The organism is Streptomyces armeniacus, from assembly GCF_003355155.1.
GTDB lineage: Bacteria > Actinomycetota > Actinomycetes > Streptomycetales > Streptomycetaceae > Streptomyces > Streptomyces armeniacus.
The window spans coordinates 6979891-7005585 of record NZ_CP031320.1 but is presented as its reverse complement, the minus strand read 5'-3'; the positions used below and the strand labels follow the sequence as shown (position 1 = coordinate 7005585).

The window sequence follows — 25695 nt, the reverse complement described above, 5'->3', positions numbered from 1 at the left end:
CCCGCTCCCGCCCCCTCCGACCGCCAGGACGGTGACCATGGACCTCTATGACGACATGCCACCCGCCGTACGCGCGGCCTGGCGGCGGAGCCTGACCAGCGGCCGGTCCGCGATGACCCGGCGCAGGCTGCTGCGTACGGGCGGACTCGCCGCCGGCGGCGCCGCGCTCGCCGCGTGCGGCATCCCGCCCGCCGCGTCCACCGGCGACGAGGGCGGCTCGCACCGCAGCAAGGACCACTCCGCCAAGGAGAAGGAGCTGAACTTCTCCAACTGGCCGCTCTACATCGACGTCGACGACAAGGACGAGGACAACCGTCCCACCCTGCGGGCGTTCGAGCGGCGCAGCGGCATCAAGGTGAAGTACATCGAGGACGTCAACGACAACAACGAGTTCTACAGCAAGGTCAAGCCCCAGCTCGCCGCCGGCCAGGACACCGGGCGCGACCTCGTCTGCCTCTCCGACTGGATGGCCGGCCGGCTCATCCGGCACGGCTGGGCGCAGCGCCTCGACCCCGCGAACCTGCCGAACGCCGTGACCAACCTGGAGGACCGGTTCCGCGCGGCGGCGCACGACCCGGGGCGGCAGTTCAGCTACCCGTGGGCGGGCACGGCCGCGGTCATCGCGTACAACAAGAAGGCCACCGGCGGGAAGAAGGTCACCAGCGTCACCCAGCTGCTGGAGGACCCGTCGCTCAAGGGCCGCGTCTCGCTGCTCACCGAGATGCACGACACGATGGGCCTGACGCTGCTCGACACCGGCGCCGACTCCGCTTCGTTCACGGATGACGACTACGACAAGGCCATCTCCCGGCTGCAGAAGGCCGTCGACCGGAACCAGATCCGCAGCTTCACCGGCAACGACTACGTCGACGGCCTCAGCAAGGGTGACATCGCCGCCTGCGTGGCCTGGGCCGGCGACATCGTGCAGCTGAGCATCGACGACCCGGACGTCGAGTTCGCACTGCCCGAGAGCGGCTACCTCTTCGGCACGGACGACCTCCTCGTACCGGCCAGGGCACGGCACCGCGCCAATGCCGAGGCGCTGATCGACCACTACTACCAGCCGAAGACCGCCGCCGAACTCGCCGCCTGGGTCAACTACATCTGCCCGGTCAGCGGCGCCAAGGCCGAGATGGCCCGCATCGACGAGGAGATCGCACAGAACCCGCTGATCTTCCCCGACCAGGCCATGATCGAGAAGGGTCACACCTTCCGTCAGCTCACGGAGAAGGAAGAGGAGCGTTACGAAGGCAAGTTCGCCGAACTCATCGGCGCGTGACCGGACGGAGACACCCACCATGACGATCAGGCTCTCCGGGCTCAGCAAGACGTTCGGCGACTTCACCGCCGTACATCCGCTGGACCTCACCATCCCCGAGGGCTCGTTCTTCGCGCTCCTCGGCGCCTCGGGGTGCGGGAAGACGACGACGCTGCGGATGATCGCCGGGCTCGAGGAGCCCACCGCGGGCAGCGTCCTCCTCGGCGACGACGACATCACCGCGCTGCCCCCGCACCGGCGGCCCGTGAACACCGTGTTCCAGAACTACGCGCTCTTCCCGCACCTCGACGTCCAGGACAACATCGCCTTCGGACTGCGCCGCCGCGGCATCAAGTCCGTGAAGAAGCAGGTCGACGAGATGCTGGAGCTCGTCGAGCTCGGCGGCATGGCCCGGCGCCGGCCGCGCCAGCTCTCCGGCGGCCAGCAGCAGCGCGTCGCCCTGGCCCGTGCGCTGATCAACCAGCCGCGGGTGCTGCTGCTCGACGAGCCGCTTGGCGCGCTCGACCTGAAGCTGCGGCGCCAGATGCAGCTCGAACTCAAGCGCATCCAGACGGAGATCGGCATCACCTTCGTCCACGTCACACACGACCAGGAAGAGGCCATGACCATGGCCGACACGGTCGCCGTGATGCGCGGCGGCCGCGTCGAGCAGCTGGCCGAGCCCGCCGAGCTGTACGAGAACCCGCGCACCGCCTTCGTCGCGAACTTCCTCGGCACCTCCAACCTCATCACCGCCGAGGTCACCGACGCCGACGCCGACGAACTGCGGATCGAGGCGGCCGGCTCCACGCTGCGGCTGCCCGCCGCGCGCGGCAACGGCGCCGCCGCGGACCCGGGCGGGCAGCTCCTCGTCGGCGTACGCCCGGAGAAGATCACGCTCACCCACGGCGCGGACGCGGAGAAGGTCGCCGTCGGCCGCAACCGGCTGAACGGCCGCATCGTGGACGCCAGTTACCTGGGCGTCTCCACGCAGTACCTGATCGACACCCCGGCCTGCCCCGAGTTCGCCGTCTACGAGCAGAACGTCGGACGCGACCCGCGTCTCGTACCCGGCACCGACGTCGTCCTGCACTGGGACCCCGCCCACACCTTCGGCCTCGACGCCGGGCAGGACGCGGACGCGGGCACGGGGGAGGACGCGACATGACGGCCGTCGTCACCCCCGGCGCGCCCCCCACGGCACCGGGCGGCCCCGCCGAGCGCCCGCCGCGGCGCCGCCTCACCCCGTACTGGCTGCTGCTGCCCGCCGGGCTCTGGCTCGCGGTGTTCTTCGTGGCGCCGCTGATCTACCAGGCGTCGACGTCCGTGCAGACCGGCTCCCTCGAGGAGGGCTACCGCGTCACCTGGCACTTCGCCACGTACTGGGACGTCCTCGACAAGTACGGCGAGCACTTCCTGCGCTCCTTCGGCTACGCCGCCGCGGCCACCGTGCTGTGCCTGCTGATCGGCTACCCGCTCGCGTACATGATCGCCTTCCGGGCCGGACGCTGGCGGAACGTGCTGCTGGTGATGGTGATCGCCCCGTTCTTCACCAGCTTCCTCATCCGCACCCTCGCCTGGAAGACGATCCTGTCCGACGGCGGCCCCGTGGTGGGCGCGCTGGAGGCGCTGCACATCCTCGACGTCACCAGCTGGCTCGGCCTGACCAGCGACGAGCGGGTGCTCGCCACCCCGCTCGCGGTCGTCTGCGGACTGACGTACAACTTCCTGCCGTTCATGATCCTGCCGCTCTACAGCTCCCTCGAACGCATCGAGCCCTCGCTGCACGAAGCCGCCCGCGACCTGTACGCGACGCCCGCCACCACCTTCCGGAAGGTGACGTTCCCGCTGTCGCTCCCCGGCGTCGTCGCGGGCACGCTCCTCACGTTCATCCCGGCCTCCGGCGACTACATCAACGCGCAGCTGCTCGGCTCCCCGAACACGCAGATGGTCGGCAACGCCATCCAGAAGCAGTTCCTGAACGTCCTCGACTACCCGACGGCCGCCGCCATGTCGTTCGTCCTCATGGCACTCATCCTGATCGCCGTGACGCTCTACATGCGCCGGGCGGGAACGGAGGAACTCGTCTGATGTCCCGCCCGTCGCCCGCACCTCCCGCCGCCGGAGCACCGTCCTCCGCGCCGCCCGCCCGTACGGCACCGCGCCGCCCCGCCCCGCTGCCGGCCCCCGTACGGCTGCTGCGCAAGCACGCCGTGGTCATCGCGGGCTCGCTCGCGCTCGGCTACCTGCTGGTGCCGAACCTCGTGGTGCTGCTGTTCTCGTTCAACAAGCCCGCCGGGCGCTTCAACTACGAGTGGCGCGCCTTCTCCACCGACGCCTGGACCAACCCCTGCGGCGTCGCCGACATGTGCGGCTCGCTCACGCTCAGCCTGCGCATCGCCGTACTCGCCACGATCGGCGCCACCGTCTTCGGGACGCTCGCCGCGTTCGCGCTGGCCCGCTTCCGGTTCCGCGCGAAGGGCACCGCCAACGCGCTGATCTTCCTGCCGATGGCCATGCCGGAGGTCGTGATGGCGGCCTCGCTCGGCACCCTGTTCCTCAACATGCGGGTCGCGTTCGGCTTCACGACGATCCTCATCGCACACATCATGTTCTGTCTGAGCTTCGTGATCGTCGCCGTCAAGGCCCGCGTGATGAGCATGGACCCGCGGCTCGAGGAGGCGGCACGCGACCTGTACGCGGGGCCCGTACAGACCTTCCTGCGGGTCACGCTGCCGCTCGCCGCACCCGGCATCGCGGCGGGCGCGCTGCTCAGCTTCGCGCTGTCCTTCGACGACTTCATCATCACGCAGTTCAACGCCGGGCCGTCCACCGTGACCTTTCCGATGTTCGTCTGGGGCGCCGCGCAGCGCGGCACCCCCGTGCAGGTCAACGTGATCGGCACGGCGATGTTCGTGATCGCCGTGGCGATCGTCCTGGTCGGCCAGTTGACCGCCAACCGCCGCAGGAGGAGCCGATGACCGCGCACGACGCGTCCGGCACGCAAGATCCGTCCGCCGCGCGCTCGCTCGACGACGCGCGCCCCGTCCCGTTCTGGCTCGACGACCCGGACCACCGCCCGGAGCCGCTGCCCGCCCTGGACACCGACGAACGGTGCGACCTGCTGGTCGTCGGCGGCGGCTACAGCGGCCTGTGGACGGCGCTGCTCGCCAAGGAACGCGACCCGGGCCGCGACGTCGTCCTGATCGAGGGCCGCGAGATCGCCTGGGCCGCCTCCGGCCGCAACGGCGGCTTCTGCGCCGCCTCGCTCACCCACGGCTTCCCCAACGGACTCGCCCGCTGGCCGGACGAGATCGGACAGCTGGAGGAGCTCGGCGTACGCAACCTGGACGCCATCCAGGACACCGTCGAACGGCACGCCATCGACTGCGACTTCGAACGCACCGGCGAGATCGCCGTCGCGACCAGGCCGCACCAGGTCGCGGAGCTGCGGGAGGCCGCCGAGGACGCGGAACGCGTCGGGCTGACCGGGCTCACGTTCCTCGACCAGGACGCCGTACGAGCCCAGGTCGACTCGCCCAGCTTCCTCGCCGGCATCTGGGACCGCGACAGCGTGGCGATGCTCAACCCCGCCCGCCTCGCGTGGGGACTGCTGCGCGCCTGCCGCGCGGCAGGCGTACGGGTCTACGAGCGCACCCCGGCGCTCTCCCTCACCGCCAAGAGCGCGCCGGCGACCGTACGCACCCCGCGCGGGAGCGTGCACGCCCGGCGCATCGCGCTCGGCACCAACGCGTTCCCGTCGCTGGTGCGGCGCGTACGCCCGTACATCGTGCCCGTCTACGACTACGTGCTGATGACCGAGCCGCTCAGCGACGCGCAGCGCGCCGCCATCGGCTGGGCGGGCCGCCAGGGCCTCAGCGACGGCGCCAACCTGTTCCACTACTTCCGCATCACCGCCGACCAGCGCATCCTCTGGGGCGGCTACGACGCCGTGTACCACTACGGCAGCCGCATCCGCCGCGACTACGACCAGCGCCCGGAGACGTTCCGGACCCTCGCGCGGCACTTCTTCGAGACCTTCCCGCAGCTGGCCGGGGTGCGCTTCACGCACCGCTGGGGCGGCGTCATCGACACCTGCTCGCGCTTCTCGCCGTTCTTCGGCACGGCGTACGGCGGCCGCGTCGGCTACGCGCTCGGCTTCACCGGGCTGGGCGTCGGCGCCACCCGCTTCGGCGCGGAGGTGATGCTCGACCTGCTCGACGGAGACCGTACGGAACGCACCGAGCTCCGTATGGTGCGCGAGAAGCCGCTGCCCTTCCCGCCCGAACCGCTGCGCTGGGCGGGCATCGGCGTCACCCAGTGGGCGCTGCGCCGCGCGGACGCGGGCGGCGGGCGGCGGAACCTGTGGCTGCGCGCGCTGGACCGTACGGGGCTCGGCTTCGACAGCTGACGGGCAGGCGTGCTGTCCGCTTTCAGGGCCTTCGTCGGTGGCCGGAAAAAATCCCCGGCGAAAGTGGTGTAAGGATTCTTCTCGGCAGGCCTCTGCATTGGTGACGGAGCACCACTGCAGAGAGGCGTGCACCATGAACGGCACAGCGGACGCACCCGGCCCGGTCGAATGGCTGGCGTCGGTGGCCCCGGACCCGGCGGCCTGCCGCCACGAATGGGAACGCAATCCGCTCGGCGTGGCGCTGCTCCCGGCGGGACGCCGCTGGGACGTACTCATCCTCAACGGCACGCTCGGGTATCCGACGCTCGATGTGCTCACCGGATGCGTGGCGCGGCCCGGCCCCGTACTGGCGGACTTCGGCGACGCCCGTATGGGCTTCTTCGTACCGCCGGGCACCTCTTCACGCTGGCTCGGCACGGGCGTACGCGGCGCGGGCCGCGGCACCTGGATCGTCGCGCCGTACCCCGGGCGCACCACCGGAGGAGTGCGCTGGCTGATCCCGCCGGACGGTTCCGGCACCCTCACCGACCCCGAGACCCTGGAGCTGGCGATGCACGAGGCCGCCGTACGCATCGCCCGCGGGCGGTGAATCCGCCTCAGGGGGCGGCGCGTTGGCGGGCAGGGCCGGCGCGCCTGGTGAGGCGGGCGCCGATACGGGTGCCGATCCGCGTGTTGAGGCGCGTGCTGCGGCGCGTGTTGAGGCGTGACAGCGCGCACAGCACCAGACCCGCCAGCGCCCAGCTCACGACGACGTCCGTCGCCCAGTGGTAGCCGCACAGCACCAGCCCGGCGCCGACGCACACGTTCAGCACGGCCGCGGCGGCGTACGCGTACGGCGTGTACGGCGCGCGCCTCGCGCACAGCAGCGCGAGCGCGCCGTACGCGAGGGCGGCGGTCGCGGCGTGGCCGGACGGGTAGTAGCCGGCGTAGTCGCCGAGCGGCGCGCCGTTCGGCCCCGTACGCGCGACCGCCGCCTTCAGGGGCAGCACCAGCGCCGGTACGGCGAGCGCCGCCAGCGCCGCGAGCAGCGGCGGCACGAGGGACCGGCGCCGCCGGCCGAGCACGCAGGCGCCCAGCGCCAGCACGGGGAACGCGACGAACGCACCGCCGAGGTCCGCGCAGAACTGCGCCGTGCCGCGCACCGCGCCGCCCGGCGGGGCCGCCCGTGCGGCCGCGTCCCGCAGCGCGGCGTCGGCGCGCACCAGCGGCCCCCCGGCCGCGACCTGCCAGGTGAGCAGCGCGAAGAGCACGGCGAGCGCCGTGAGCGTAAGCGCGTACAACGAAATCGGCCGTCCCGGAACAGGGGGGAGAGTTCCGAGACGGCCTTGAAGATCAGATCGCCGCGCGCCCCGGGGGGTGTGGGGCGGGCAGCCATCCGATCTGTGAGGAGTGTGCGCGAGGGCACGGCCGGGCGCGTTCTGGGGAAGAAGCGACTCGGCTTTCATCTGCAGGAACCGTACGTCAGCGAACCCCGCCCGGACAGCCAGAACACCGTCCCGGCATGGTGCTCGCACACATTCTTCACTGCGGGAGGCGCACAGTCCGGTCAGGGCACCGCCCAGGGCACGGGGAAGCGCGCTCCTATGCTGGCGGCGGAGGTGGTGGCCGGATGTGGACGGTCGTGGAAGCGGGGCAGGCAGAGAGCGGGCGTACGTGAGGCCTGACACCGAAGCGGCGGCCGGGCAACTCCTGGAACTCCTCGCCGCCAGGGCGGACGGAGCCTTCGCGGAGCGCATGCAGCGGTACTTCCCCGGCGGCACCGCCGCGCTCGGCGTGAGCAACGCCGCCGTGGTCGCCCTCGCGGACGACTGGTTCCGCGAGAGGCCGGACGTACCTCCGGTGACGCGGCTGCTCCTGGCCGAGGAGGTGCTGTCGCGGGCGACGCGGCACGAGGAAGTGCTTCTGGGGTTCGCGCTCGTGCGCAAGGTCGCGAAGACCGGGCTGGGACCCGAACTCCTCGACCACGCCCTCGGCTGGCTCGAACAGCGTGTCTCCAACTGGGCGCAGTGCGACGACCTGTGCCTGAAGCTGCTGTACCCGTTCTTCCTCGGGCACCTGGATCTGCTCCCGCACACGCGGCAGTGGACCGAGTCCCCTTCCGGGTGGGCGAGGCGTGCCGCGAACGTGGCGGTGGTGAAGTTCGTACGGCGCACCGTGGGGAAGTCCACGTACGAACTCCCGCTGCCCCACGTCTTCGGCAACTGCGTCCGGCTCATGCACGACGACGACCCGTACGTACAGAAAAGCTGCGGCTGGCTGCTCAAGGCCGCCGGGGCCGTTCACCCGGAGGAGGTGGCGGACTTTCTGCGTACGTGGCGTGGCGAGCTGCGGCGGGACACGTTCCGGTACGCCGTCGAGAAGCTGGACCCGGAGACGCGAGCGGCGCTGATGTCGCTCGACCGCTCCTGAAGGCCGGCCCTGAAGCCGGGGCCCCTGAAAGCGGAATCCCCCGGCGGTGGGCGCCGCCCACCGCCGGGGGGACCGGCGCCGAGGGTCAGAGCGCGGTGAGGGCGCTCTCGAGGATGTCCAGACCCTCGTTGAGCAGGTCCTCACCGATGACGAGCGGCGGCAGGAAGCGCATCACGTTGCCGTACGTGCCGGTGGTGAGCACGAGCAGACCCTGCTGGTGGCAGGACTTGGCCAGCGCGGCGGTCGCCTCCGGGTTCGGGTCCTTCGTACCCGGCTTCACCAGCTCGATGGCGAGCATCGCGCCGCGCCCGCGCACGTCGCCGATGACGCCGTGCTGCTGGGCGAGCTTCTGCAGCCGCGGCTTCATGACCTCCTCGATCTGCTTCGCACGGGACGGAAGGTCCAGTTCCAGCATCGTCTCGATGGAGCCGAGCGCGGCGGCGCACGCCACCGGGTTGCCGCCGTACGTGCCGCCCAGGCCGCCCGAGTGCGCCGAGTCCATGATCTCCGCGCGGCCCGTGACGGCGGCCAGCGGCAGCCCGCCCGCGATGCCCTTCGCGGTGGTGATCAGGTCCGGGACGATGCCCTCGTCCTCGCACGCGAACCACTGGCCCGTACGGCAGAAACCGGACTGGATCTCGTCCGCGACGAAGACGATCCCGTTCTCCTTCGCGAACTCCGCGATCCGCGGCAGGAATCCCTTCGCGGGCTCGATGAAACCGCCCTCGCCCAGCACGGGTTCGATGATGATCGCCGCCACGTTCGCGGCCCCGACCTGCTTGCTGATCTGGTCGATGGCCTGCGCCGCGGCCTCCTCGGCGCAGTTCTCGGGGCCGGTGAGCCAGCGGTACGGGTAGGCGACCGGCACGCGGTACACCTCTGGCGCGAACGGCCCGAACCCGTGCTTGTACGGCATGCTCTTCGAGGTGAGCGCCATCGTCAGGTTCGTACGGCCGTGGTAGCCGTGATCGAAGACCACGACGGCCTGCCGCTTGGTGTGCGTACGCGCGATCTTGACGGCGTTCTCGACGGCCTCCGCACCGGAGTTGAAGAGGGCGGACTTCTTGGCGTGGTCACCGGGGGTGAGTTCGGCCAGCCGCTCGCAGACCTCCACGTACGGCTCGTACGGCGTCACCATCACACACGTGTGCGTGAACGCCTGGAGCTGGGCGGTCGCGCGCCGTACGACGGCCTCCGCGCTGTTGCCGACCGAGGTGACGGCGATGCCTGAGCCGAAGTCGATGAACGAGTTGCCGTCCACGTCCTCGAGGACCCCGCCGCCCGCGCGCCGCGCGAAGACCGGCATCACGGTGCCGACGCCGTCCGCCACGGCCGCCTGCTTGCGGGCCATCAGCTCCTGCGACACGGGACCGGGGATGGCGGTGACAACGCGGCGCTCCTGGGGGAGGTCCGAGCCGGCGGGCAGATCGGTCATCGTGGTCATAGCGGTCTCCTCAGGAGGAAGTGGTGTGCTCGTTCTTCGCAGGCTAGGGGCACGAGAGGGGGCTAGACATGCACCGTCACGGAGCAGTGGCCGTGTCGTGTTGGCCGCGGCGGACATAGGGCGGACGTGCGGCGGACCTACGGCGGACGTGCGGCGGACCTACGGCGGACCTACGGCGGACGTGCGGCGGACGTGCGGCGGACCTACGGCGGACCTACGGCGGACATGCGAAACGCGGCTGCCGGAACCCGCTGTGCAGAACCGCGCACGGTGGGCGGCGGGGGCCGCACGGTGGCCGGTCCTCGTTGCGTACGCTCCCGGTGCGGCACAACTGGCCCGGCTGACGGCTAGATTGGGTGAGCAGGCAGTGACACTCGCGGGCTGATCAGGGGTAGAGGCACTCGATGGACATGGGCTCTTCCCGTCGTGGACACGAGACGGGCGAGGGGTACGGCTCCGGGGCCGCGGACTACGGCCGGCCACCGGGACAGGGCCAGGGCCCTGCCGGGGTGCCGCACCAGAACGGCGGGCCACCGGCGGCACCGCCGCAGGCGGGCGGACCACCGGCCGTACCGCCCGCCGTTCCGCCGCCAGAGGGCCCGCCCGGTGCCCCGCCGCCCCTGCCTGCCCAAGCACCCGCCGCCGGACCGCCGTTGGCCGACTGGCTGCGGATGCCGCGCCCGGAGGCCGAGCCGGGCATCTGGCGGTGCGGCTACGAGCCCCTGCCGCCCGAGGACCCGGAACGCACTCCGGCCCGCCAGCTGATCAGCGGCGCGCTGGTGTCGTTCCTGATGGGCTGGCTGGTCTGGTCACTGCTCTGGAACGGCTACCTCGGCAGCTACTGGCTGTGGCCGCTGCTCTCGCTCACCCCGGAATCGTGGCGCACGGGCAACGACAGCACAGCGCTCTACTCGTGGGCGAGCAACATCTACTACGGCCTCGTCCTCGCCGTACTCGCGGCGGTCTTCGGCCGCGTCGGCCACTGGGACGAGGTGTGGCGCCGCATCGTCGCCCGCGTCAGGCGCCGGCGCGCCGCCGAGCGCCGCCGTACGCCCGCCGCCGCGCCCCGTACGCCCCCGCCGCCCGAGGCGGACCCCGCAGAATGGCCCGAACTGCGCGCCGCCGGCGCCCCGGAGGCCGCCGAGCGGCTCGCCGGCGAGGTCCGCGGCGGGCTCATGGGCGACGTGGACCACGCCCGTATCGAGCGTGTGTGGCAGTCCGCGCGCGGCCGTACGGACCGGCTGCCGGACTTCGTGCAGGGCGTGCTGCGGGACGGCTCCGCCGCCTGCGTCCACCCGTCCGGCGACCGCGATCTGCCGACCCGGGCCGCGCGGCACGACCTGTGGCTGCGGCAGGTGCGCATCGGCACGGCCGCCGACCACGCCCGGAATCCGCAGGAGTACCGCGGCGCCGGGCTCGCCCTCGAACCGTCCCTGCTCGGCACGTCGGCGCTGGCTGTCGGGCCGCCGGGGTCGGGCAAGACCAGCCGCCTGGTGCGCCCCGTCGTCGAGTCGCTGTGTCTGCAGGCGCTCGCCCGGCAGGCCGCGGTGGTCGCCGTGACCGCGTCCGGCGCGCGGCTGGCGCCCGACGACGCGTTCGACGCGGTCGTACGGCTCGGCAGCCCGGACTCCGTCTACGACCTCGACCTGTACGGCGGCACCGACGACCCCGACGAGGCGGCGGGCATGCTCGCCGAGGCGCTGGTCGGTGACCTCACCGAGACCCTTCCCGGCGGTGACAGCAGGCGGGCGGCGACCGCGCTGGCGCAGCTCATCGGGCCGTTCCAGGCGGTGCACGGGCGGTTCCCCACGGTGCCGGAGCTGCGCGAGCTGCTGGACGGCGCGCAGTCCGCGCTGGGCGCGCTCCGTACGGCGCTGGAGGGCGCGGGCCGCCGCGCGCAGGTGCGTGAACTCGACGCGTACGAACGGCAGGCGGGCCGCCCCGGCGACGCCAGCGCGCTGCTCGCCGACCGGATCGCGCTGCTCGACCGGCCCGCCTTCGCGGACTTCTTCGCACCCGCGAGCGCCAAGAGCGCCCCAGGCGGCCCGGGCAGCCAAGGCACCCAGCAGGCGAAGGGTGCGCAGAAGGCGCCACACCGCCCCTTCTCGCTGCGTGCGCTCGAACACCCCCTGCGCGTCCGCGTCGACCTTCCGGAACGGGGTCACGCCGAGGCGTCGCGGATCTTCGTACGGCTGCTGCTCGCGCAGTTCGCGGAGTGCGCCGTCGCCCGTGCCGACCAGTCCCTCTTCGCCTGTCTCGTGCTCGACGACGCGGCCCAGGCGGTCACTCCGCAGTCGCTGCGCAGCCTCCAGCGGCTGCGTTCCGGTCACGCGGGCGTCCTGCTCACGCTGCGGGCGCTGGACGAGGTGCCGGCGGCGCTGCGCGGACCGCTGCTCGGGGCCGTCGGCTGCCGCATGGTGTGTGCGGGTGTGACGCCGTGGGACGCGGAGCACTTCGCCGAGGCGTGGGGCACGGAGTGGGTGCAGACCCGCGATGTGACCAACCGCCAGCTTGTCTCGGACGAGCCGTTCACCCGTCTCGTACACGGCGTACGCCGGCTCGCGACCGGCAAGCACGTGACGGCCGAGTCGGTGACCGTACGGCATGTGCAGCGGGAGCGCTGGTCGGCGTCCGACCTGGCCAACGAGCTGCCCCCGGGGCACGCCGTGGTCTCCCTCACGACCGTGCGCGGGGAGCGCACACCGCCGGTTCTGGCCAGACTCGGCGAATGAGACCGGTCAGTGAGTGAATGAGACCGACCAGTGAGCGGCCGATGACCGAATTGCGGAGACCGCCTGTACGGTGAGGACGTTATGCCACCGACTCTTGCCAGCCTCGTTCAGCACTCCTCCCTGCGGCTCTCCGTGCTCGCCGGGCAGGAACGCCTGGACACGCCCGTGCGCTGGGCGCACGCGAGCGAGCTGGCCGATCCCACGCCGTATCTGGACGGCGGGGAGCTGATCATGATCACGGCGCTGAAGATGGACGCCGAGGACCCCGAGGCGATGCGCGACTACGTGCAGTTGCTCGCCGGCCGCGGCGTCGTCGGCCTCGCCTTCGCCGCCGGAGTGAACTACGAACGGGTGCCCGACGCCCTCGTGAAGGCCGCGCGCGAAGCGAACCTGCCGCTGCTGGAAGTGCCCCGGCGCACGCCGTTCATCGCGATCAGCAAGGTCGTCTCGGCCGCCATCGCCGCCGAGCAGTACCAGGCGGTGACCGCCGGTTTCGACGCCCAGCGCGACATGACCACGGCCGCGCTCTCCCAGGAGGGCCCCGCGGCGCTGCTCGCCCGGCTCGCGGGCCACGTCAACGGCTGGGCCGCGCTGTACGACGCGTCCGGCGCCGTCGTCGCCACCGCCCCCGCGTGGGCGGCGCGCCGCGCGGCGCGGTTCACGGCGGAGGCGGAGCGCCTCCGCGACCGGCCCGCGCCCGCCAGCGCCGTCGTCAGCGAGTCCGAGGCGGGCGATGACCGGGTGGAGCTCCAGTCGGTCGGCACGGGGCGCCGCGCGAAGGCCGTGCTGGCGGTGGGCACGGCCGCCCGGCTCGGCACCGCCGAGCGGTACGCCGTGCACTCGGCCGTCGCGCTGCTGACGCTCACCACGGAACGTTCGCGTGCCCTGCAGGAGGCCGAACAGCGCCTGGGCGCCGCCGTGTTGCGCATGCTGCTGTCCGGCGAGGCCAACCACGCCCGCGCCGTCGCCGGCCGGCTGTACGGCGGCCTGTTGGACGCGCCGATGCGGGTGATCGTCGCGGAGCCGGCGGCGGGCCCGGCGGCTCGCCACCGCGCCGTCGGCGCGGCCACGGGCACCGGCGGGGGCTCGTACGGAGACGCCGCCGGTACGGGACCGGGTGTGGGCGGCGGCCCCGCGGCCCACGCCATCACCCCCTCCGGCGCCCCCGTCGAGGGGCCGGACCCGGCCACCGGCTCACCGCACGGCACGCCGGGCGGCGGTTCCGGGCAGATGCCGGGCGGCTGCCTCCTCGACGATCTGGCCGACGCCATGGAGACAGCCGCCGCGCGCAACGGCGAGGCCGTCCTCGTCGTCCCCGACGGCGAACGCCTCATCGTGCTCGCCTCCGACGGCGGCGCCGCGGCCGCCGCCTGCGCGCGCTTCGCCGCGGACGCCTCCGCCGAACGCGGCGAGCGGGGCGAGCGGGGCGACCGTACGGACCCGGGCACGCGGCAGGAGGACGCGCCGGTCATCGGCGTCTCCGCGCCCGCCGGACTCCCGGCCACCGCCGTCGCGTTCAAGCAGGCCGACCAGGCGCTGTCGGTGGCCAGGCGGCGCGGCGCGGTGCTGGTGGAGCACGAGGACGTGGCCGCCGGCTCCGTGCTGCCGCTGCTCGCGGACGACGCCGTACGCGCCTTCGCCGACGGCCTGCTGCGCAAGCTGCACGAGCACGACGCGCACGGCCGCGGCGACCTCGTCGCCTCGCTCCGCGCGTGGCTCTCCCGGCACGGCCAGTGGGACGCCGCGGCGGCCGACCTCGGAGTCCACCGGCACACCCTCCGCTACCGCATGCGCCGGGTCGAGGAGATCCTCGGCCGCTCCCTGGACGACCCGGACGTGCGGATGGAGCTCTGGCTGGCCCTCAAGGCCACCAGCTAGCAGCCCCCTCCGGCGCCCGGAGCCCGGCGCCCGTTTCGTACGGCTGGCCCCGTCCGTACGGTCCGCCCCGTCCGTACGATGTGGCCATGAAGCGATATTCCGCCGGAAGTTGGCTCCAGGTCGTCGGCATCGGTCACGCTGTCGTCGGTGCCGTGGCCTACCGCGACGTGCTCGCCGGCATGGTGCGCGAGAACCCCTGCGACTCCGTGCCCGACCGGGGTGACCGCGCCACCGCCTTCTGGTTCATGGCCGCGGCGCCCACCCTGTGGCTCGGCGGCCGGCTGCTGCGGTCCGCCGAGGAACACCAGGACGTGTCCGCTCAGCGGGCCGTGGGCGTCGCGCTGACCGCCGTCGGTGTGGCGGGCACCGTGGCCATGCCGAAGAGCGGCTTCCCCACCCTGGTGGGGATCGGCGGCGTCCTGCTGCGCAGGTCGTTGCGCGGCTGAGCCGCCCCGCCCACCGCGTACGCGCCGGGGAGCCGGACCAGCAGGGCGTACGGCCCGGCCCCCGACGCGATCAACGCTGTACGCGGTGGTCAGTGACCCGTCAGGCCGCGTCGCAGTACTCCTTCTCCTTGCCGATCGAGCGGTACATGCAGTCCGCGTTCTCCAGCAGGATCAGGACGGCGTCCTTGTTGCGCGCGGTCTGCTCGCCGATCACCTCGTCGGGCGGGTAGAAGCCGCCGCCGCCCTGGGAGCCGGGGTACATCTCGAAGGTGTACGAGAAGATCCCCTGGTCCGCCCACATCCAGTCGTTGACCGAACCGTCCGTGATGTAGAGGTCGCTGGACTGCTGCGGGGTGTAGCCGTTGCTGACCGCCATGGACTTCCCGATGGTCGCGAACGCGTCCCGGTCGTCCTGCGTCAGCCCGTCGGCGGTGTCGTCGTACGTGTAGCCGTACGGCCACAGCACCAGTTCGCTGTACGTGTGGAAGTCGATGTGCGCGGTGATCTGCTGCTCGCCGCCCACGACCCGGCCGCGGGTGAAGTCCATCAGCACCTTCACCTCGGGGGACGATCCGGCGGACGGGCCGCGGTACGTTTCGCTGCTCGGGCTGCCGCTGGAGCCGCCGCAGCAGCCCCACTTGTAGGGCCAGTTGCGGTTCTCGTCCGTGCCGACGGCGGACGAACCCTGGTTGGGCTGCCGGTTCTTGCGCCAGCTCCGGTACTGCCCGGTGGCGATGTCGTACTCGCCGCCGTCCGGGTTGGCGTCCGGGATGATCCACAGCTCGCGCTCGTCGACCATCTTCGTGATCCGGTCCTCGCTGCCGTACTTCGCGCCGAACTCGCCCAGCGTGTAGAGGGCCATCTCGACGGTGAGGTGCTCGCGCGCGTGCTGGTGGTGGGTGAAGAGGACCTCGGGCTCGTCCTCGTCCTGGGCGGCGTTGTCGCTGATCTTCACGGCGACGATGTCGCGTCCCTCGTGGGACTTGCCGATGACCTTCCGCGTCATGATCTCGGGGTACTTGGCGAGATACCCGTCGATGGCCTCGTTGGCCTCGGCGTAGTTGTGGTAGCCGGAGTCCGCGGGCGGGAAGTCCTTCGCTCCCGGCGCCTCGCCGGCCTTCGTACGGGCCGGCGGACCCGGCAGCGGGGTGAGCTTGTGGCCGAGCCGCTTCACCGCGCGGGCCTCCGACGCGTCGGCCGTGACGACCACCGAGTGCGGGCGCACCTCGTCGACCGAGGCGCCGGTGGCGGCCACCGCGGTGCGCTGGGCGCGGGTGCTGACACCGCCGAGCTCGTACTGTCTCGGCTTCTCCGCGGTGTCTTCCGCCTGACGTTCCGCTTGCTGTTCCGGCTGGGATGGCTGGGACGCGGACGGCGACGCGGTGGCCTGTGCGGTCACCGGGACGGCGAGCGCGAGCGCCAGCAGTACGGCCGCGGTGGTGTTCCGCCTCGTGCCGCGCATGCGTGTTCTCATCGCAACTCCTGGGGTGTCCAGTGCGACGGGTGGGGGACAGTGTGCGGTTGTGCGCGCGCATCCTTGCCGTGTGGCATGCCCTGGTCAAGGCTCGGGGTGACTTCTCGGCCGCTTACCTACAAAGAGGTGCAGGCGTCGTACGGACTGTGCCGCACCGGACAATCAACCTTCCGGTACGCGCCCCCTACGGTGGGCGGCACAGGCTTTTTGTCCGCACCATTTCGGAAGGGCCGGGATCCGCTGTGCCACACACGAAGAATGCCGCCACTCAAGCGTTCTGGCTCGCCGGCCGGCAGGCCACCGGCGACGACACCCTCGATGTCACGTCCCCCTGGGACAACCGCCTCGTCGGCACGGTGAGCGTCCCCACCCCGGCCCAGGTCGAGGAGGCCGTGGCCGCCGCGGCGGCCGTCGCGGACGAGTTCGCGGCGACGCCCGCGCACGTACGGGCCGCCGCGCTGGACCACGTCTGCCGGCGGGTCACGGAGCGGTCCGAGGAGATCGCCGAGCTGATCTCCGCCGAGAACGGCAAGCCCATGAAGTGGGCACGCGGCGAGGTCGGCCGGTGCATCTCCGTGTTCCGGCTGGCGGCCGAGGAGGCCCGCCGGTTCAACGGCGGCGCGGCGCAGCGGCTCGACACCGACCCGGGCGGCGTGGGCCGGCTGGCCCTCACGCGCCGCTTCCCGCGCGGCCCCGTGCTGGGCATCGCGCCGTTCAACTTCCCGCTCAACCTGTGCGCGCACAAGGTCGCCCCGGCCATCGCCGTCGGCACCCCGATCCTGCTCAAGCCCGCCCCCGCAACGCCGCTCTCCGGGCTGCTCATCGGCGAGCTGCTCGCCGAGACTGACCTGCCCGCGGGCGCGTGGTCCGTGCTCCCCGTGCCGAACGACCGCATGCCCGACCTCGTCGCCGACGAGCGGCTGCCCGTCGTCTCCTTCACCGGCTCGGCGCCCGTCGGCTGGTCCATCCTCGACTCGGCGCCGCGCAAGCGCGTCACGCTGGAGCTCGGCGGCAACGGCGCGGCAATCGTCCTCGGCGACTACGCCTCCGAGGCCGACCTCGACTGGGCCGCGCAGCGCATCGCCACCTTCTCCAACTACCAGGGCGGCCAGTCCTGCATCTCCGTCCAGCGCGTCATCGCCGACGCCTCGGTGTACGACCGGCTGGTGCCGCGGATCGTCCAGGGCGTCGAGGCGCTGCGTACGGGCGACCCCTCCGACCCCGCCACCGACGTCGGCCCGCTCGTCAGCGAGGACGCGGCGAAGCGCGTGGAGGCGTGGGTCGAGGAGGCCGTGTCCGCGGGCGCGAAGCTGCTCACGGGCGGTACGCGGGACGGTGCCACGTACGCGCCGACCGTGCTGGAGGACGTCCCCGCCGACACCAAGATCGGCTGCGACGAGGTCTTCGGGCCCGTCATGTCTGTCACCCGCGCCGAGGGTGAGGAGCAGGCGTACGCGATGGCCAACGACTCGCCGTTCGGCCTGCAGGCCGGCGTCTTCACGCACGACGTGCAGGCGGCCTTCCGTGCGCAGCGGCAGCTGGAGGTCGGCGGCGTGATCGTCGGCGACGTCCCGTCGTACCGCGCGGACCAGATGCCGTACGGCGGCGCCAAGCAGTCCGGAGTCGGCCGCGAGGGCGTGCAGTTCGCGATGGAGGACTACACGTACGAGCGGGTCATGGTGCTCACCGGCCTCGACCTCTGAGGCCGTCCGGCCGTCCGGCCCGTAGGGGCCGGAGGGTGGGGAGCGCGGGTGCGCTGCGCTCCCCACCCGGTCTCGGGGCGCCGCCGCCGCGCTACCCGGCGGCGTCCGGGAAGAGCGCCGTGAACACGCCGGTCGGCTCGTCCAGGCCGCGGGCGAACGGCTGGTCGAAGTGCCACACCAGGAAGATCAGGAACACCACCAGCGCGCTGAACAGCCCGGCCAGCATCACCTCCCGCCGGGACCGCTGGATCTGCAGCGCGAAGACCATGCCGACCGACAGCGCGCCGCCGCCGATCAGCCCGAACCACACCACCGTGGGCATCGTCGGCGCCGCCTGCGCCGCGCGCTGCTCCCGTGCCGCGTCCGCCGCCGCCACCTGGTCGACCACGCCCTGGTACGACTGCACCGCGCGCGGGTCCTCCGGCCGTACGGCCATGGCGTCGCGGCGCACCCGGTCCAGCAATCGGCCGCCCTCGTCGGTGAGTTCGCCGTGCTCGGACATGTGCGGCCACTCCTCGCGGACGGTGTGCCGTACGTAGTCCGCGACGTCCGTACGGATGCGCTCGCGCGCCTCCGCCGGGTACACCTCCACGCGCGCGCTCACCTCGTGCAGCGCCTGCGCCTCGCGCTGGACGGTCTCCTCTGCGGCGTTGCGCGCCTCCCAGACGCCCGCGATGGCGAGGCCGAGGACGATCGCGTACACCACGCCGATCATCATCGTCATGTACTCGATGACGTCCGGCGTCTCGGACGGGTCGTCGTCGTCACCCACCCGCTGCTGGCGGAGGAAGACGACACCGACGACGGCTCCGCACGCGACCAGCGTGCAGAGGACGAGAATCAGCCACTGCGGCATCACGGACTCCTGAAGTGCCCTAGCGGGTGGACCGGTCGGCGGACGACGCGGCGTGCGCGCCGCCGCGGGAGCGGGGGCGCAGCGCGGCGGCCGCCAGCACGGCCGGAGCGACGATGAGGAGGGTGCGGGTCAGCAACGACAGCCGGCCGTCCGGCTCCGTACGCGGCACCGCCGCGTGCGCGACGGCGGGCGAGGGGGAGGCAGGCGAGGGAGCCGTAGATGATGCCGACAGACAGCAGGCGGACGAGGGCCGCGCTCCTCCCGGGTTGGACACCTGAGGGGCGCGGCCCTCGCGCGTGCGCGGCCCCGGTGCCGGGCCGCGCCGTGGGGCAGGACGGGCCGGACTACCGTGGGGCCCTGGCGAAGAAGCTCGTGATCACGGTGACAGCCGGGGCCGACGCCCCGGAACGGTGCGCGCCGGCCTCCCCGGTGGCCGCGGCGCCCGCCGCGCCCGCCCGACCCCGCGCGCCCCGGCCGAACGCTCCTCCTCGCCGACTCCGCCGGCTTCGCCGAACGCCTCGCCCAGCGGCTGGAGGAGGCCGGTGACGAGTGCCTGCTGTGCTACGCCGCCGAGGACGTCCCCGGGCCCGGGGCCCCGCCGGAAGCGGACCAGCCGGAGACGAACGGGCTCGGTACCGTCGCCGAGTTCATCCGGCAGGCCGGACCGCTGGACCGGATCGTTCACCTGTGGAGCCTCGACGTACCGGACGGCGACACGGCCCGCACCGCAGACGTCGTACGAGCGCGCGGCCTCGGCCCGGAGGTGCTCGCGCGGATCGTGCGTTCGCTCGGCCCCGACGGGGGTGCCGGCGGCCCCCGGTTGTGGGTGGTGACCCGGGGCGCCCAGGCGACGGGTGAGGAGCACGGCGGGCTGCGGGTCGCGGCCGCGCCGCTGCTCGGCCTGGGGAAGACCATCGCGCTGGAACACCCCGAGCTGTGGAGCGGCAGCATCGATCTGGACCCGGACACCGATCCGGACGCCGACACGCTGGCGACCCTGCTGCTCCGCGACGCCGCACCGGACGACGACCAGGTCGCCGTACGCGGCGGAGCCGTGCTGGTCCCCCGGCTGACGCGGTGCGCACCCCCCGCCGCCGCGCCGGCCCCCGTGATACGCGCGGACGCCGTCTATCTGATCACCGGCGGGCTCGGCGGTGTCGGGCTGCTCGTCGCGAACTGGCTCGTCGACCAGGGAGCGGCACACCTCGTCCTCACCGGCCGCACCGGCCTCCCGGACCTGTCCGGCCGGGACGACGGCACGCTTCCCCCGGACACCGCCGAACGCGCGGCGGCCGTACGGGCGCTGGAGGAGCGGGGGGCCACCGTACGGGTCGCCGCGGCGGACGTGTGCGACGAGGCGGCGATGCGCGGCCTCCTGGACGAACTGCGCGGCGGCGCCCGGCCGCTGGCCGGTGTCGTGCACGCGGCCGGGCTCTCCGGCGGCCAGGACCTGGCCGAGTCCGAGCCGGAGCTGTTCCGCGCGGTACTGCGGCCCAAGACGGACGGCGCGTGGCTGCTGCACGAGCTGGTGGCGGACCTGCCGCTGGACTTCTTCGCCCTGATGTCCTCGGTGGCCTCGGTGTGGGGCGCCGCGCACCTGGGCGCGTACACGGCCGCGAACCAGTTCCTCGACGCGCTCGCCGCGTACCGCCGTGCCCGCTCGCTGCCGGCGGCCACGCTCAACTGGGGCCGCTGGGACATGGTCAGCGGGCTGGGCGGGCGCGGCAGGCCGGAACGGGTGGCCGCCACCGGCTTCCGCGCCCTCGACCACGAGACCGCGCTCGCCCGCCTGGGCGCCGTGCTCGCGGCGGGCGAGGGGCAGCGCGTGGTCGCGGAGGTCGACTGGGCTGTGGTCAAGCCGCTGCTGGAGTCCCGGCGCGTACGGCCCGTGCTGACCGGCCTCGGCGCGGACGAGGCGCCGGAGCAGGCGGGGCAGCAGGGGGCGGCAGCCGATGACGAGGTGCTGACGTGGGCGCTGGGGCTGCCCGCCGGCGAGCGTGAGCAGGCGCTCGACGAGTACGTCTGGCAGACGCTGGCCGAGCAACTCGACGTGCCCCGCTCCGAGTTCACTGGGGATTTCAATCTGCTGGACTTCGGTTACGACTCCCTCGGCGCGATGCGTACGCTCGCGAAGTTTCGCCAGGAGCTGCGGCTCGATCTGGAGACCCGGCGCTTCTTCGAGATCTCGGCCGAGTTCTGGGGCCGCTACCTCGCCGAGTCCCTGGCCGAGCAGCACGGCTGACAGGGCGTCAGCCGTCCCGTACCCACCCCGTACACCCCGCCCCCCGTAGGCGTGTCCGCCCCTGCCCCGGCCGGCCCGGGCAGGGGCGGACACGCGCCGTCACTCCGGCGGGGAACGGAAGGCGAGCGGGAGCACGATGTTGTCCACGAGGCCGCGGACCTCCTCGGCGTCGACGCGTGAGCCCATGTTGAGCGAGCGGAAGAAGATCACGGCCGGCACCAGGTCCCACAGGGTCTCCACATCGACTTCGGGCGGGATCTCGCCCCGCTCCTGCGCCCGCGAGAAGGCGTTCATCATGGTCTGGCGGCGCGAGGCGATGTAGCCGTCCCGGATGGTGCCGGCCAGCTCGGGGCTGCGGCCCAGCTCGCCCAGCAGGTCCGCGATCACGTCGCCGAACCGGTCCATCTCGTCGAGCACGTCGCCGAGCGCGGCGAGCAGGTCGCCGCGCAGCGAACCGGTGTCACGTTCAGCGGGCAGGTCACGGGTCGCGTTCTCGAACGCCGCGACGATCAGTTCCGACTTCGACGGCCAGCGACGGTAGACCGTCGCCTTGCTCGCCCGGGCCCGGGCCACGACAAGGTCGACGGTCAGATGGTTGTACCCCACCTCCCGCAGCACCTCGAGGGTCGCGCTCAGCAGCTGGTCTTCGCGGGCCTGTCCGCCCCGCAGCGGTGCGGTCGTCATAACAGGCAGTTTACTTGAGCCCGGCGGCAATGATACGGTACCGTACCGTACTAGTTGCTTGCCGAGGGAGCGCCCGGATGCCATCTCCACCCACACAGCCGGTCACGGCCCACCCCCGACGCTGGGCCGGTCTGAGCGTGCTGGCCCTCAGTCTGTTCCTGGTGGTCACGGCGAACCTCGCGCTGACCGTTGCGCTGCGCGACGTCGTCCAGGACATGAACGCGACCTCGAACGAACTCCAGTGGATGCTGGACGCCTATCCGCTCACGGTCGCGGCACTGCTGTTCGCGATGGGCGCCGTGGGCGACAAGTTCGGCCGCCGCGCCGCCCTCATGTGGGGCCTGGGCGGCTTCGCCGTGTTCAGCGTGGCCGGAGGGCTCAGCGACGAGCCGAGCACGATGATCGCGGTACGGGTGGGCCTGGGCGTCTCCGGCGCCCTGATCATGCCCGCCACACTCGGCCTCGTACGGGCCACGTTCGTGGAGGAGGGCGAGCGCAAGCGCGCCCTGTCCCTGTGGGGAGCCTCCGCGGGCCTGGGCCTCGCCGGCGGGCCGCTGCTGAGCGGCGCCCTGGTCGAACCGTACGGCTGGGAGGCGTCGTTCTACCTCAACGTGCCAATCGCCCTGGTGCTCCTGCTGGCCACCGTGCCGCTGCTCCCCGCCTCCCGGGACCGCAATGCCGGCCCACTCGACCCGTGGGGAGCGCTGCTGTCCTGCCTCATGCTGGGCGGGCTCGTGTACGGCGTCATCGAGGGCCCGGTCAAGGGCTGGCTCTCGATGGAGGTCATGGGCGCCTGGGCGCTGTTCCTGGTCTCGCTGGTGGCGTTCATCATCGTGGAACGCCGGGTGAGCAATCCGATGGTCGATCTCGACTGGTTCACCAACAAGTTCTTCGCCGCCGGGGCGGCCTTCGCGGCCCTGATCTTCACGATCGTCATCGGGATGATCTACCTGGTGGCGCTGTACGCCCTGCAGTTCATGGGCTACGACGCGCTGGAGACCGGTCTGCGGCTGCTGCCCGCCGGCGTCGCGCTCATCGTGGGGGTGCCGGTCGGCGAGCAGCTCTACCACCGGACCGGGCCGCGCTGGCCGATCACCCTCGGTGCGGCGCTCGCCGCCGGCGGCGCGTACGTGCTGAGCACCGTGGACCTTTCCAGTGACGACACGAGCGTGATGGTCGCCGGCGTCCTCTTCGGCCTCGGCGCCGGCGTGGCCATCCCCGCCATGACGGACTCGGTGATGGCCAACGCACCGGCCGAACGCGGCGGCGTGGTGGGCGGCACCTTCGACGCGGCGATCGAAGTCGGCGCGGCGCTCGGCATCGCCGTCTACGGCAGCGTGCTCAACTCCGTGTACGCCGACGGCCTGCCGGAGCGGATCACGGCCCAGCTGCCGCCCGCGGCGCGCGAGGCGGCCGAGGACTCGCTCGGCGGCGCGACGGGAGTCGCGGCGCAGCTGCCGGACGCCGCGGCGGGCCCGCTGGTGTCGGCGGCCCGGTCCGCCTTCGTCGACGGCTACACCACGGCCGCGTACGGCGTTCTCGCCACCGCCGCGTTCACCGCCTTCCTCGCGGTCGTACTGGTGCCGAAGCGCACCGAACCGGCGGCCACGGCCGGGCACGGGCGCGCCGTCCCGGAGCCGGCGGCCGGGGACCCGGACCGGGGCGTCCGCACCGCCAAGCAAGGGCCGTCCGAACGGAGTTGAGCCCCCTGATCTCCTGAACCGAACCCCCCGTAGCGGTTCAGGAGCGTCGCGCCCGGGACCCCCGACCCGGGCGCGACGCCATGTCCGCGTCCGGCCGCCGCGGCGCGGGCGCCGTACGGTATCTCCGTCCGGCCAACACTCAAGCCGTATAGTCCTCTTGGCGACGCCGCTGGCATATGCTCCAGGGCTCGGCCCGCGGACTGCTCGCACGGCATCGGCGGCGGTGACGTGCACCGGGCAGTTCCTATACCGGCTCTATACCACCAGTGTGGGCCCCATTCCGTACTGTGAAGGCCATGCCACGGAGCCATGTGAAGCTCACTCAGCTCGTGACGTCCGTGCTGAGCCGAAGACAGAACAACCATGACGCCGCGACAGCCGAGTGCCGCTGCGGCGCACCGCCGCCACGGGTGTCCCCGTAAGTTCGCCGCGCCTCGAAGTTCTTGTTGCTGAGCCAGACGTCATTCGTGAGGACATGATGCAGCGAGGGAAACCGATAAGCGTCCTAGTGGTGAGCGAGCGCAGCGTCGTGAGAGCCGGATACCGGGCGATGCTGGAAAGCTCCTCCGACCTCCAGGTCGTCGGCGAGGCGAAGAGCATCCGGCAGGCGAGCCAGCTGCCCGCGGGCCGGTCCTCCGACGTCGCCATGCTGGACACACCGAGCGACGCCATAGACGTCACCGCCATACGGCGCATGGTCGCCGAGTGCGGGGCGAAGGCCACGCTGGTCCTGGTGGACAGCGTCGACCAGCGGGTCCGCCGGCTTCCCGGAGCCGGCGTCGACGGCATCCTGCTCAACCACTCGAGTTCGGAGATGGTCTGCGCCGCGGTACGCATGATCGCGGCCGGCTACAGCCTCATCACCCCCGCGGGCGCCCGGCAGCCCGACCACGTGCCGACGACCGCGGAACCGGACCACGGCCACCTCGACCACCTCACCCGCCGGGAGGCCGACGTGCTGCGGCTCATTGCGCAGGGGATGACCAACGCCGAGATCTCCGTCGAACTCTCCGTCAGCGAGAGCACGGTGAAGTCCCATGTGCAGCACATGTTCAACAAGCTCGAACTGCGGAACCGGGTACACGCCGTGATCTTCGCCTACGAGATCGGGATCGTCCGCGCCCGCACACCCGAACTGCTCGCCTGCCCGGGCTGACACGGCAGGCCGGTTGCCGCGCCGAACGGCGCGGGGCGCCTCCGCCGGAATGTATCCGCTTTGTATGCCCGCCCCCTTCAATCCCCAGGGTCCGGCAGCCGACGGTTCACCGCGGGGGAAGGAAGCCATGGACAAGCGGGAGAATCCCCTGTCGCACAGCCGCGCGCCGGGACCTATCCGCCGCGCCGGCGGTGCGTACCGCTCACGGGCAGTCCACCACCTGGGCCGCGTAGCTGAGTCCCGCGCCGAAGCCGAGCAGCAGGACCGGGTCGCCCGAGCGCACCTCGCCCAGGTCGATCAGCCGGCTCAGGGCCAGGGGAACGGAGGCGGCGGAGGTGTTGCCGCTGTGGACCACGTCCCGCGCCACCGCCGCGTTCACCGCGCCGAGGCCCTCGGCCATGCGGTCGATCATCCGCAGGTTCGCCTGGTGCGTGACCAGTCCCTTCAGCTCCGACGGGGCCAGCCCTGCACGGCGGCATGCCTCCTCGCCGACAGCGATCAGCTCCGTGGTGGCCCACCGGTAGACGGGCTGCCCCTGCATTTTCATGTGGCTCCAACGGTCAGGAATGGCCACGAGCGAGGAGCGGTCGCCGTCCCCGCCCCACACCACCGGGTGGACCCCGGGCCGCTCGGCCGGCAGTACGACCGCGGCGCCGGCGCCGTCCGCGAAGATCGGGGCGGTGTCCGTGTCCTCGGGGTCGACCCAGTCCGTCATGCGCTCCGCGCCGATCACGAGCGCACAGCGGCTCGTGCCGGACCGCACCATGCCGTCGGCGATCCCCAGGCCGTAACAGAAGCCGGCGCAGGCCGCGTTGACGTCGAAAGCCCCCACATTCGGAATTCCCAATTCCGCCGCCGTCATCACTCCGCCGCCCGGCATCGGAGACGGCATGGAACACGTCCCAAGAACGAGTAAATCGACATCGGAGGGTACCAGGCCGGCCGTGGACAATGCCTTGGAAGCGGCATCCGCAGCCATTCTCGGGATCGACTCACCGGGTCCCGCATAACGCCGTTCCCGTATGCCCACACGGCGCTCGATCCAGTCCGGGGAGACATGTAATGAATTCCCCAAATCCTGGTTGTCGACCACCCGTTCCGGGCGACTGGCGGCCACCGCCGCGAGCCGGGACCCGCAAAAACCCGCCGTATCGCGTGAAGGACCTGGAACTGCCATATGATTCACCACTCAACTAGTTTGACACGGCGTCATATCCGGCTTGCATACGGGGTGTTGCGGACTGAGTACGGTAGTGCGAGGATGACCAGGGAGAGATTCCTCGGCAGCCGCCCCCGGCA

General features: G+C 72.3%; 21 protein-coding genes. 14 read left to right on the top strand and 7 right to left on the bottom strand.

From position 1 onward, the window contains the following. The first annotated feature begins 37 nt into the window (after positions 1 to 37). The 6 genes from DVA86_RS30470 (at position 38) to DVA86_RS30445 (ending at position 6258) form a co-directional block, all read left to right on the top strand. Positions 38 to 1279 carry a polyamine ABC transporter substrate-binding protein gene (locus DVA86_RS30470; protein WP_208883179.1) on the top strand — a complete coding sequence of 414 codons (1242 nt, stop codon included), beginning with the start codon at positions 38 to 40 and terminating at the stop codon, positions 1277 to 1279. A gap of 19 nt (positions 1280 to 1298) precedes the next feature. After that, positions 1299 to 2426 (top strand): ABC transporter ATP-binding protein, encoded by a 1128-nt coding sequence (locus DVA86_RS30465; RefSeq protein ID WP_208883178.1) that lies wholly within the window; start codon positions 1299 to 1301, stop codon positions 2424 to 2426. Next, entirely contained in the window at positions 2423 to 3349 is a 927-nt protein-coding gene (locus DVA86_RS30460) for an ABC transporter permease (RefSeq protein WP_208883176.1), read from the top strand. Before DVA86_RS30465 ends, DVA86_RS30460 begins: the two co-directional genes overlap by 4 nt. Then, complete coding sequence (locus DVA86_RS30455) at positions 3349 to 4239, top strand: ABC transporter permease (protein WP_208883175.1); 891 nt, start codon at positions 3349 to 3351, stop codon at positions 4237 to 4239. The genes DVA86_RS30460 and DVA86_RS30455 overlap by 1 nt, the downstream gene beginning before the upstream one ends. Next, positions 4236 to 5669, top strand: a complete 1434-nt coding sequence (locus DVA86_RS30450) for an NAD(P)/FAD-dependent oxidoreductase (protein ID WP_208883173.1) — start codon at positions 4236 to 4238, stop codon at positions 5667 to 5669. The genes DVA86_RS30455 and DVA86_RS30450 overlap by 4 nt, the downstream gene beginning before the upstream one ends. 133 nt (positions 5670 to 5802) lie before the next feature. Next, entirely contained in the window at positions 5803 to 6258 is a 456-nt protein-coding gene (locus DVA86_RS30445) for a hypothetical protein (RefSeq protein ID WP_208883172.1), read from the top strand. A 7-nt stretch (positions 6259 to 6265) separates the two neighbouring features. On the opposite strand, the gene DVA86_RS30440 is transcribed toward DVA86_RS30445, so the two are convergent. Then, positions 6266 to 6949, bottom strand: coding sequence for a phosphatase PAP2 family protein (locus DVA86_RS30440; protein ID WP_245997367.1), 684 nt, complete (start codon positions 6947 to 6949; stop codon positions 6266 to 6268). 373 nt (positions 6950 to 7322) lie between these two features. Between DVA86_RS30440 and DVA86_RS30435 the strand changes: the two genes are divergently transcribed. Further along, positions 7323 to 8078 (top strand): DNA alkylation repair protein, encoded by a 756-nt coding sequence (locus tag DVA86_RS30435; RefSeq protein ID WP_245997365.1) that lies wholly within the window; start codon positions 7323 to 7325, stop codon positions 8076 to 8078. 85 nt (positions 8079 to 8163) lie between these two features. Here the strand turns inward: DVA86_RS30435 and gabT are convergent, their stop codons facing one another. Beyond that, on the bottom strand, positions 8164 to 9513 hold the full coding sequence (gene gabT / locus DVA86_RS30430; protein WP_208885362.1) for a 4-aminobutyrate--2-oxoglutarate transaminase: 1350 nt from the start codon (positions 9511 to 9513) through the stop codon (positions 8164 to 8166). 413 nt (positions 9514 to 9926) lie between these two features. Between gabT and DVA86_RS30425 the strand changes: the two genes are divergently transcribed. The 3 genes from DVA86_RS30425 to DVA86_RS30415 all read left to right on the top strand — a co-directional run bounded on the left by DVA86_RS30425 (position 9927) and on the right by DVA86_RS30415 (position 14578). Continuing rightward, positions 9927 to 12254, top strand: coding sequence for a type IV secretory system conjugative DNA transfer family protein (locus DVA86_RS30425; protein ID WP_245997363.1), 2328 nt, complete (start codon positions 9927 to 9929; stop codon positions 12252 to 12254). Positions 12255 to 12335: 81 nt separating this feature from the next. Then, positions 12336 to 14132, top strand: coding sequence for a PucR family transcriptional regulator (locus tag DVA86_RS30420; protein ID WP_208883168.1), 1797 nt, complete (start codon positions 12336 to 12338; stop codon positions 14130 to 14132). Between the two features lie 86 nt (positions 14133 to 14218). After that, complete coding sequence (locus tag DVA86_RS30415) at positions 14219 to 14578, top strand: DUF6463 family protein (RefSeq protein WP_208883166.1); 360 nt, start codon at positions 14219 to 14221, stop codon at positions 14576 to 14578. A 100-nt stretch (positions 14579 to 14678) separates the two neighbouring features. Here the strand turns inward: DVA86_RS30415 and DVA86_RS30410 are convergent, their stop codons facing one another. Further along, on the bottom strand, positions 14679 to 16052 hold the full coding sequence (locus tag DVA86_RS30410; protein WP_208883164.1) for a M14 family metallopeptidase: 1374 nt from the start codon (positions 16050 to 16052) through the stop codon (positions 14679 to 14681). A gap of 242 nt (positions 16053 to 16294) precedes the next feature. Between DVA86_RS30410 and DVA86_RS30405 the strand changes: the two genes are divergently transcribed. Next, the gene (locus DVA86_RS30405) at positions 16295 to 17755 is read left to right on the top strand and encodes an aldehyde dehydrogenase family protein (RefSeq protein ID WP_208883162.1); all 1461 of its coding nucleotides are present in this window, start codon (positions 16295 to 16297) and stop codon (positions 17753 to 17755) included. 91 nt (positions 17756 to 17846) lie between these two features. On the opposite strand, the gene DVA86_RS30400 is transcribed toward DVA86_RS30405, so the two are convergent. Then, positions 17847 to 18611, bottom strand: coding sequence for a bestrophin-like domain (locus tag DVA86_RS30400; RefSeq protein WP_208883160.1), 765 nt, complete (start codon positions 18609 to 18611; stop codon positions 17847 to 17849). A 19-nt stretch (positions 18612 to 18630) separates the two neighbouring features. Beyond that, positions 18631 to 18780, bottom strand: a complete 150-nt coding sequence (locus tag DVA86_RS30395; RefSeq protein WP_208883159.1) for a hypothetical protein — start codon at positions 18778 to 18780, stop codon at positions 18631 to 18633. 609 nt (positions 18781 to 19389) lie between these two features. Here DVA86_RS30395 and DVA86_RS30390 point away from each other — a divergent pair. Further along, a complete protein-coding gene (locus DVA86_RS30390) occupies positions 19390 to 20853 on the top strand; it encodes a KR domain-containing protein (protein ID WP_208883157.1) in 1464 nt (487 codons plus the stop codon). A gap of 99 nt (positions 20854 to 20952) precedes the next feature. On the opposite strand, the gene DVA86_RS30385 is transcribed toward DVA86_RS30390, so the two are convergent. Further along, positions 20953 to 21537, bottom strand: a complete 585-nt coding sequence (locus DVA86_RS30385) for a TetR/AcrR family transcriptional regulator (RefSeq protein WP_208883155.1) — start codon at positions 21535 to 21537, stop codon at positions 20953 to 20955. A 77-nt stretch (positions 21538 to 21614) separates the two neighbouring features. Between DVA86_RS30385 and DVA86_RS30380 the strand changes: the two genes are divergently transcribed. Both DVA86_RS30380 and DVA86_RS30375 read left to right on the top strand, forming a co-directional pair. Continuing rightward, positions 21615 to 23240, top strand: a complete 1626-nt coding sequence (locus DVA86_RS30380) for an MFS transporter (RefSeq protein WP_208883154.1) — start codon at positions 21615 to 21617, stop codon at positions 23238 to 23240. A 511-nt stretch (positions 23241 to 23751) separates the two neighbouring features. Beyond that, on the top strand, positions 23752 to 24396 hold the full coding sequence (locus DVA86_RS30375; protein WP_208883152.1) for a response regulator transcription factor: 645 nt from the start codon (positions 23752 to 23754) through the stop codon (positions 24394 to 24396). Between the two features lie 202 nt (positions 24397 to 24598). Here the strand turns inward: DVA86_RS30375 and DVA86_RS30370 are convergent, their stop codons facing one another. Then, a complete protein-coding gene (locus DVA86_RS30370) occupies positions 24599 to 25573 on the bottom strand; it encodes a beta-ketoacyl-ACP synthase III (protein ID WP_208885360.1) in 975 nt (324 codons plus the stop codon). Positions 25574 to 25695: the final 122 nt, after the last annotated feature.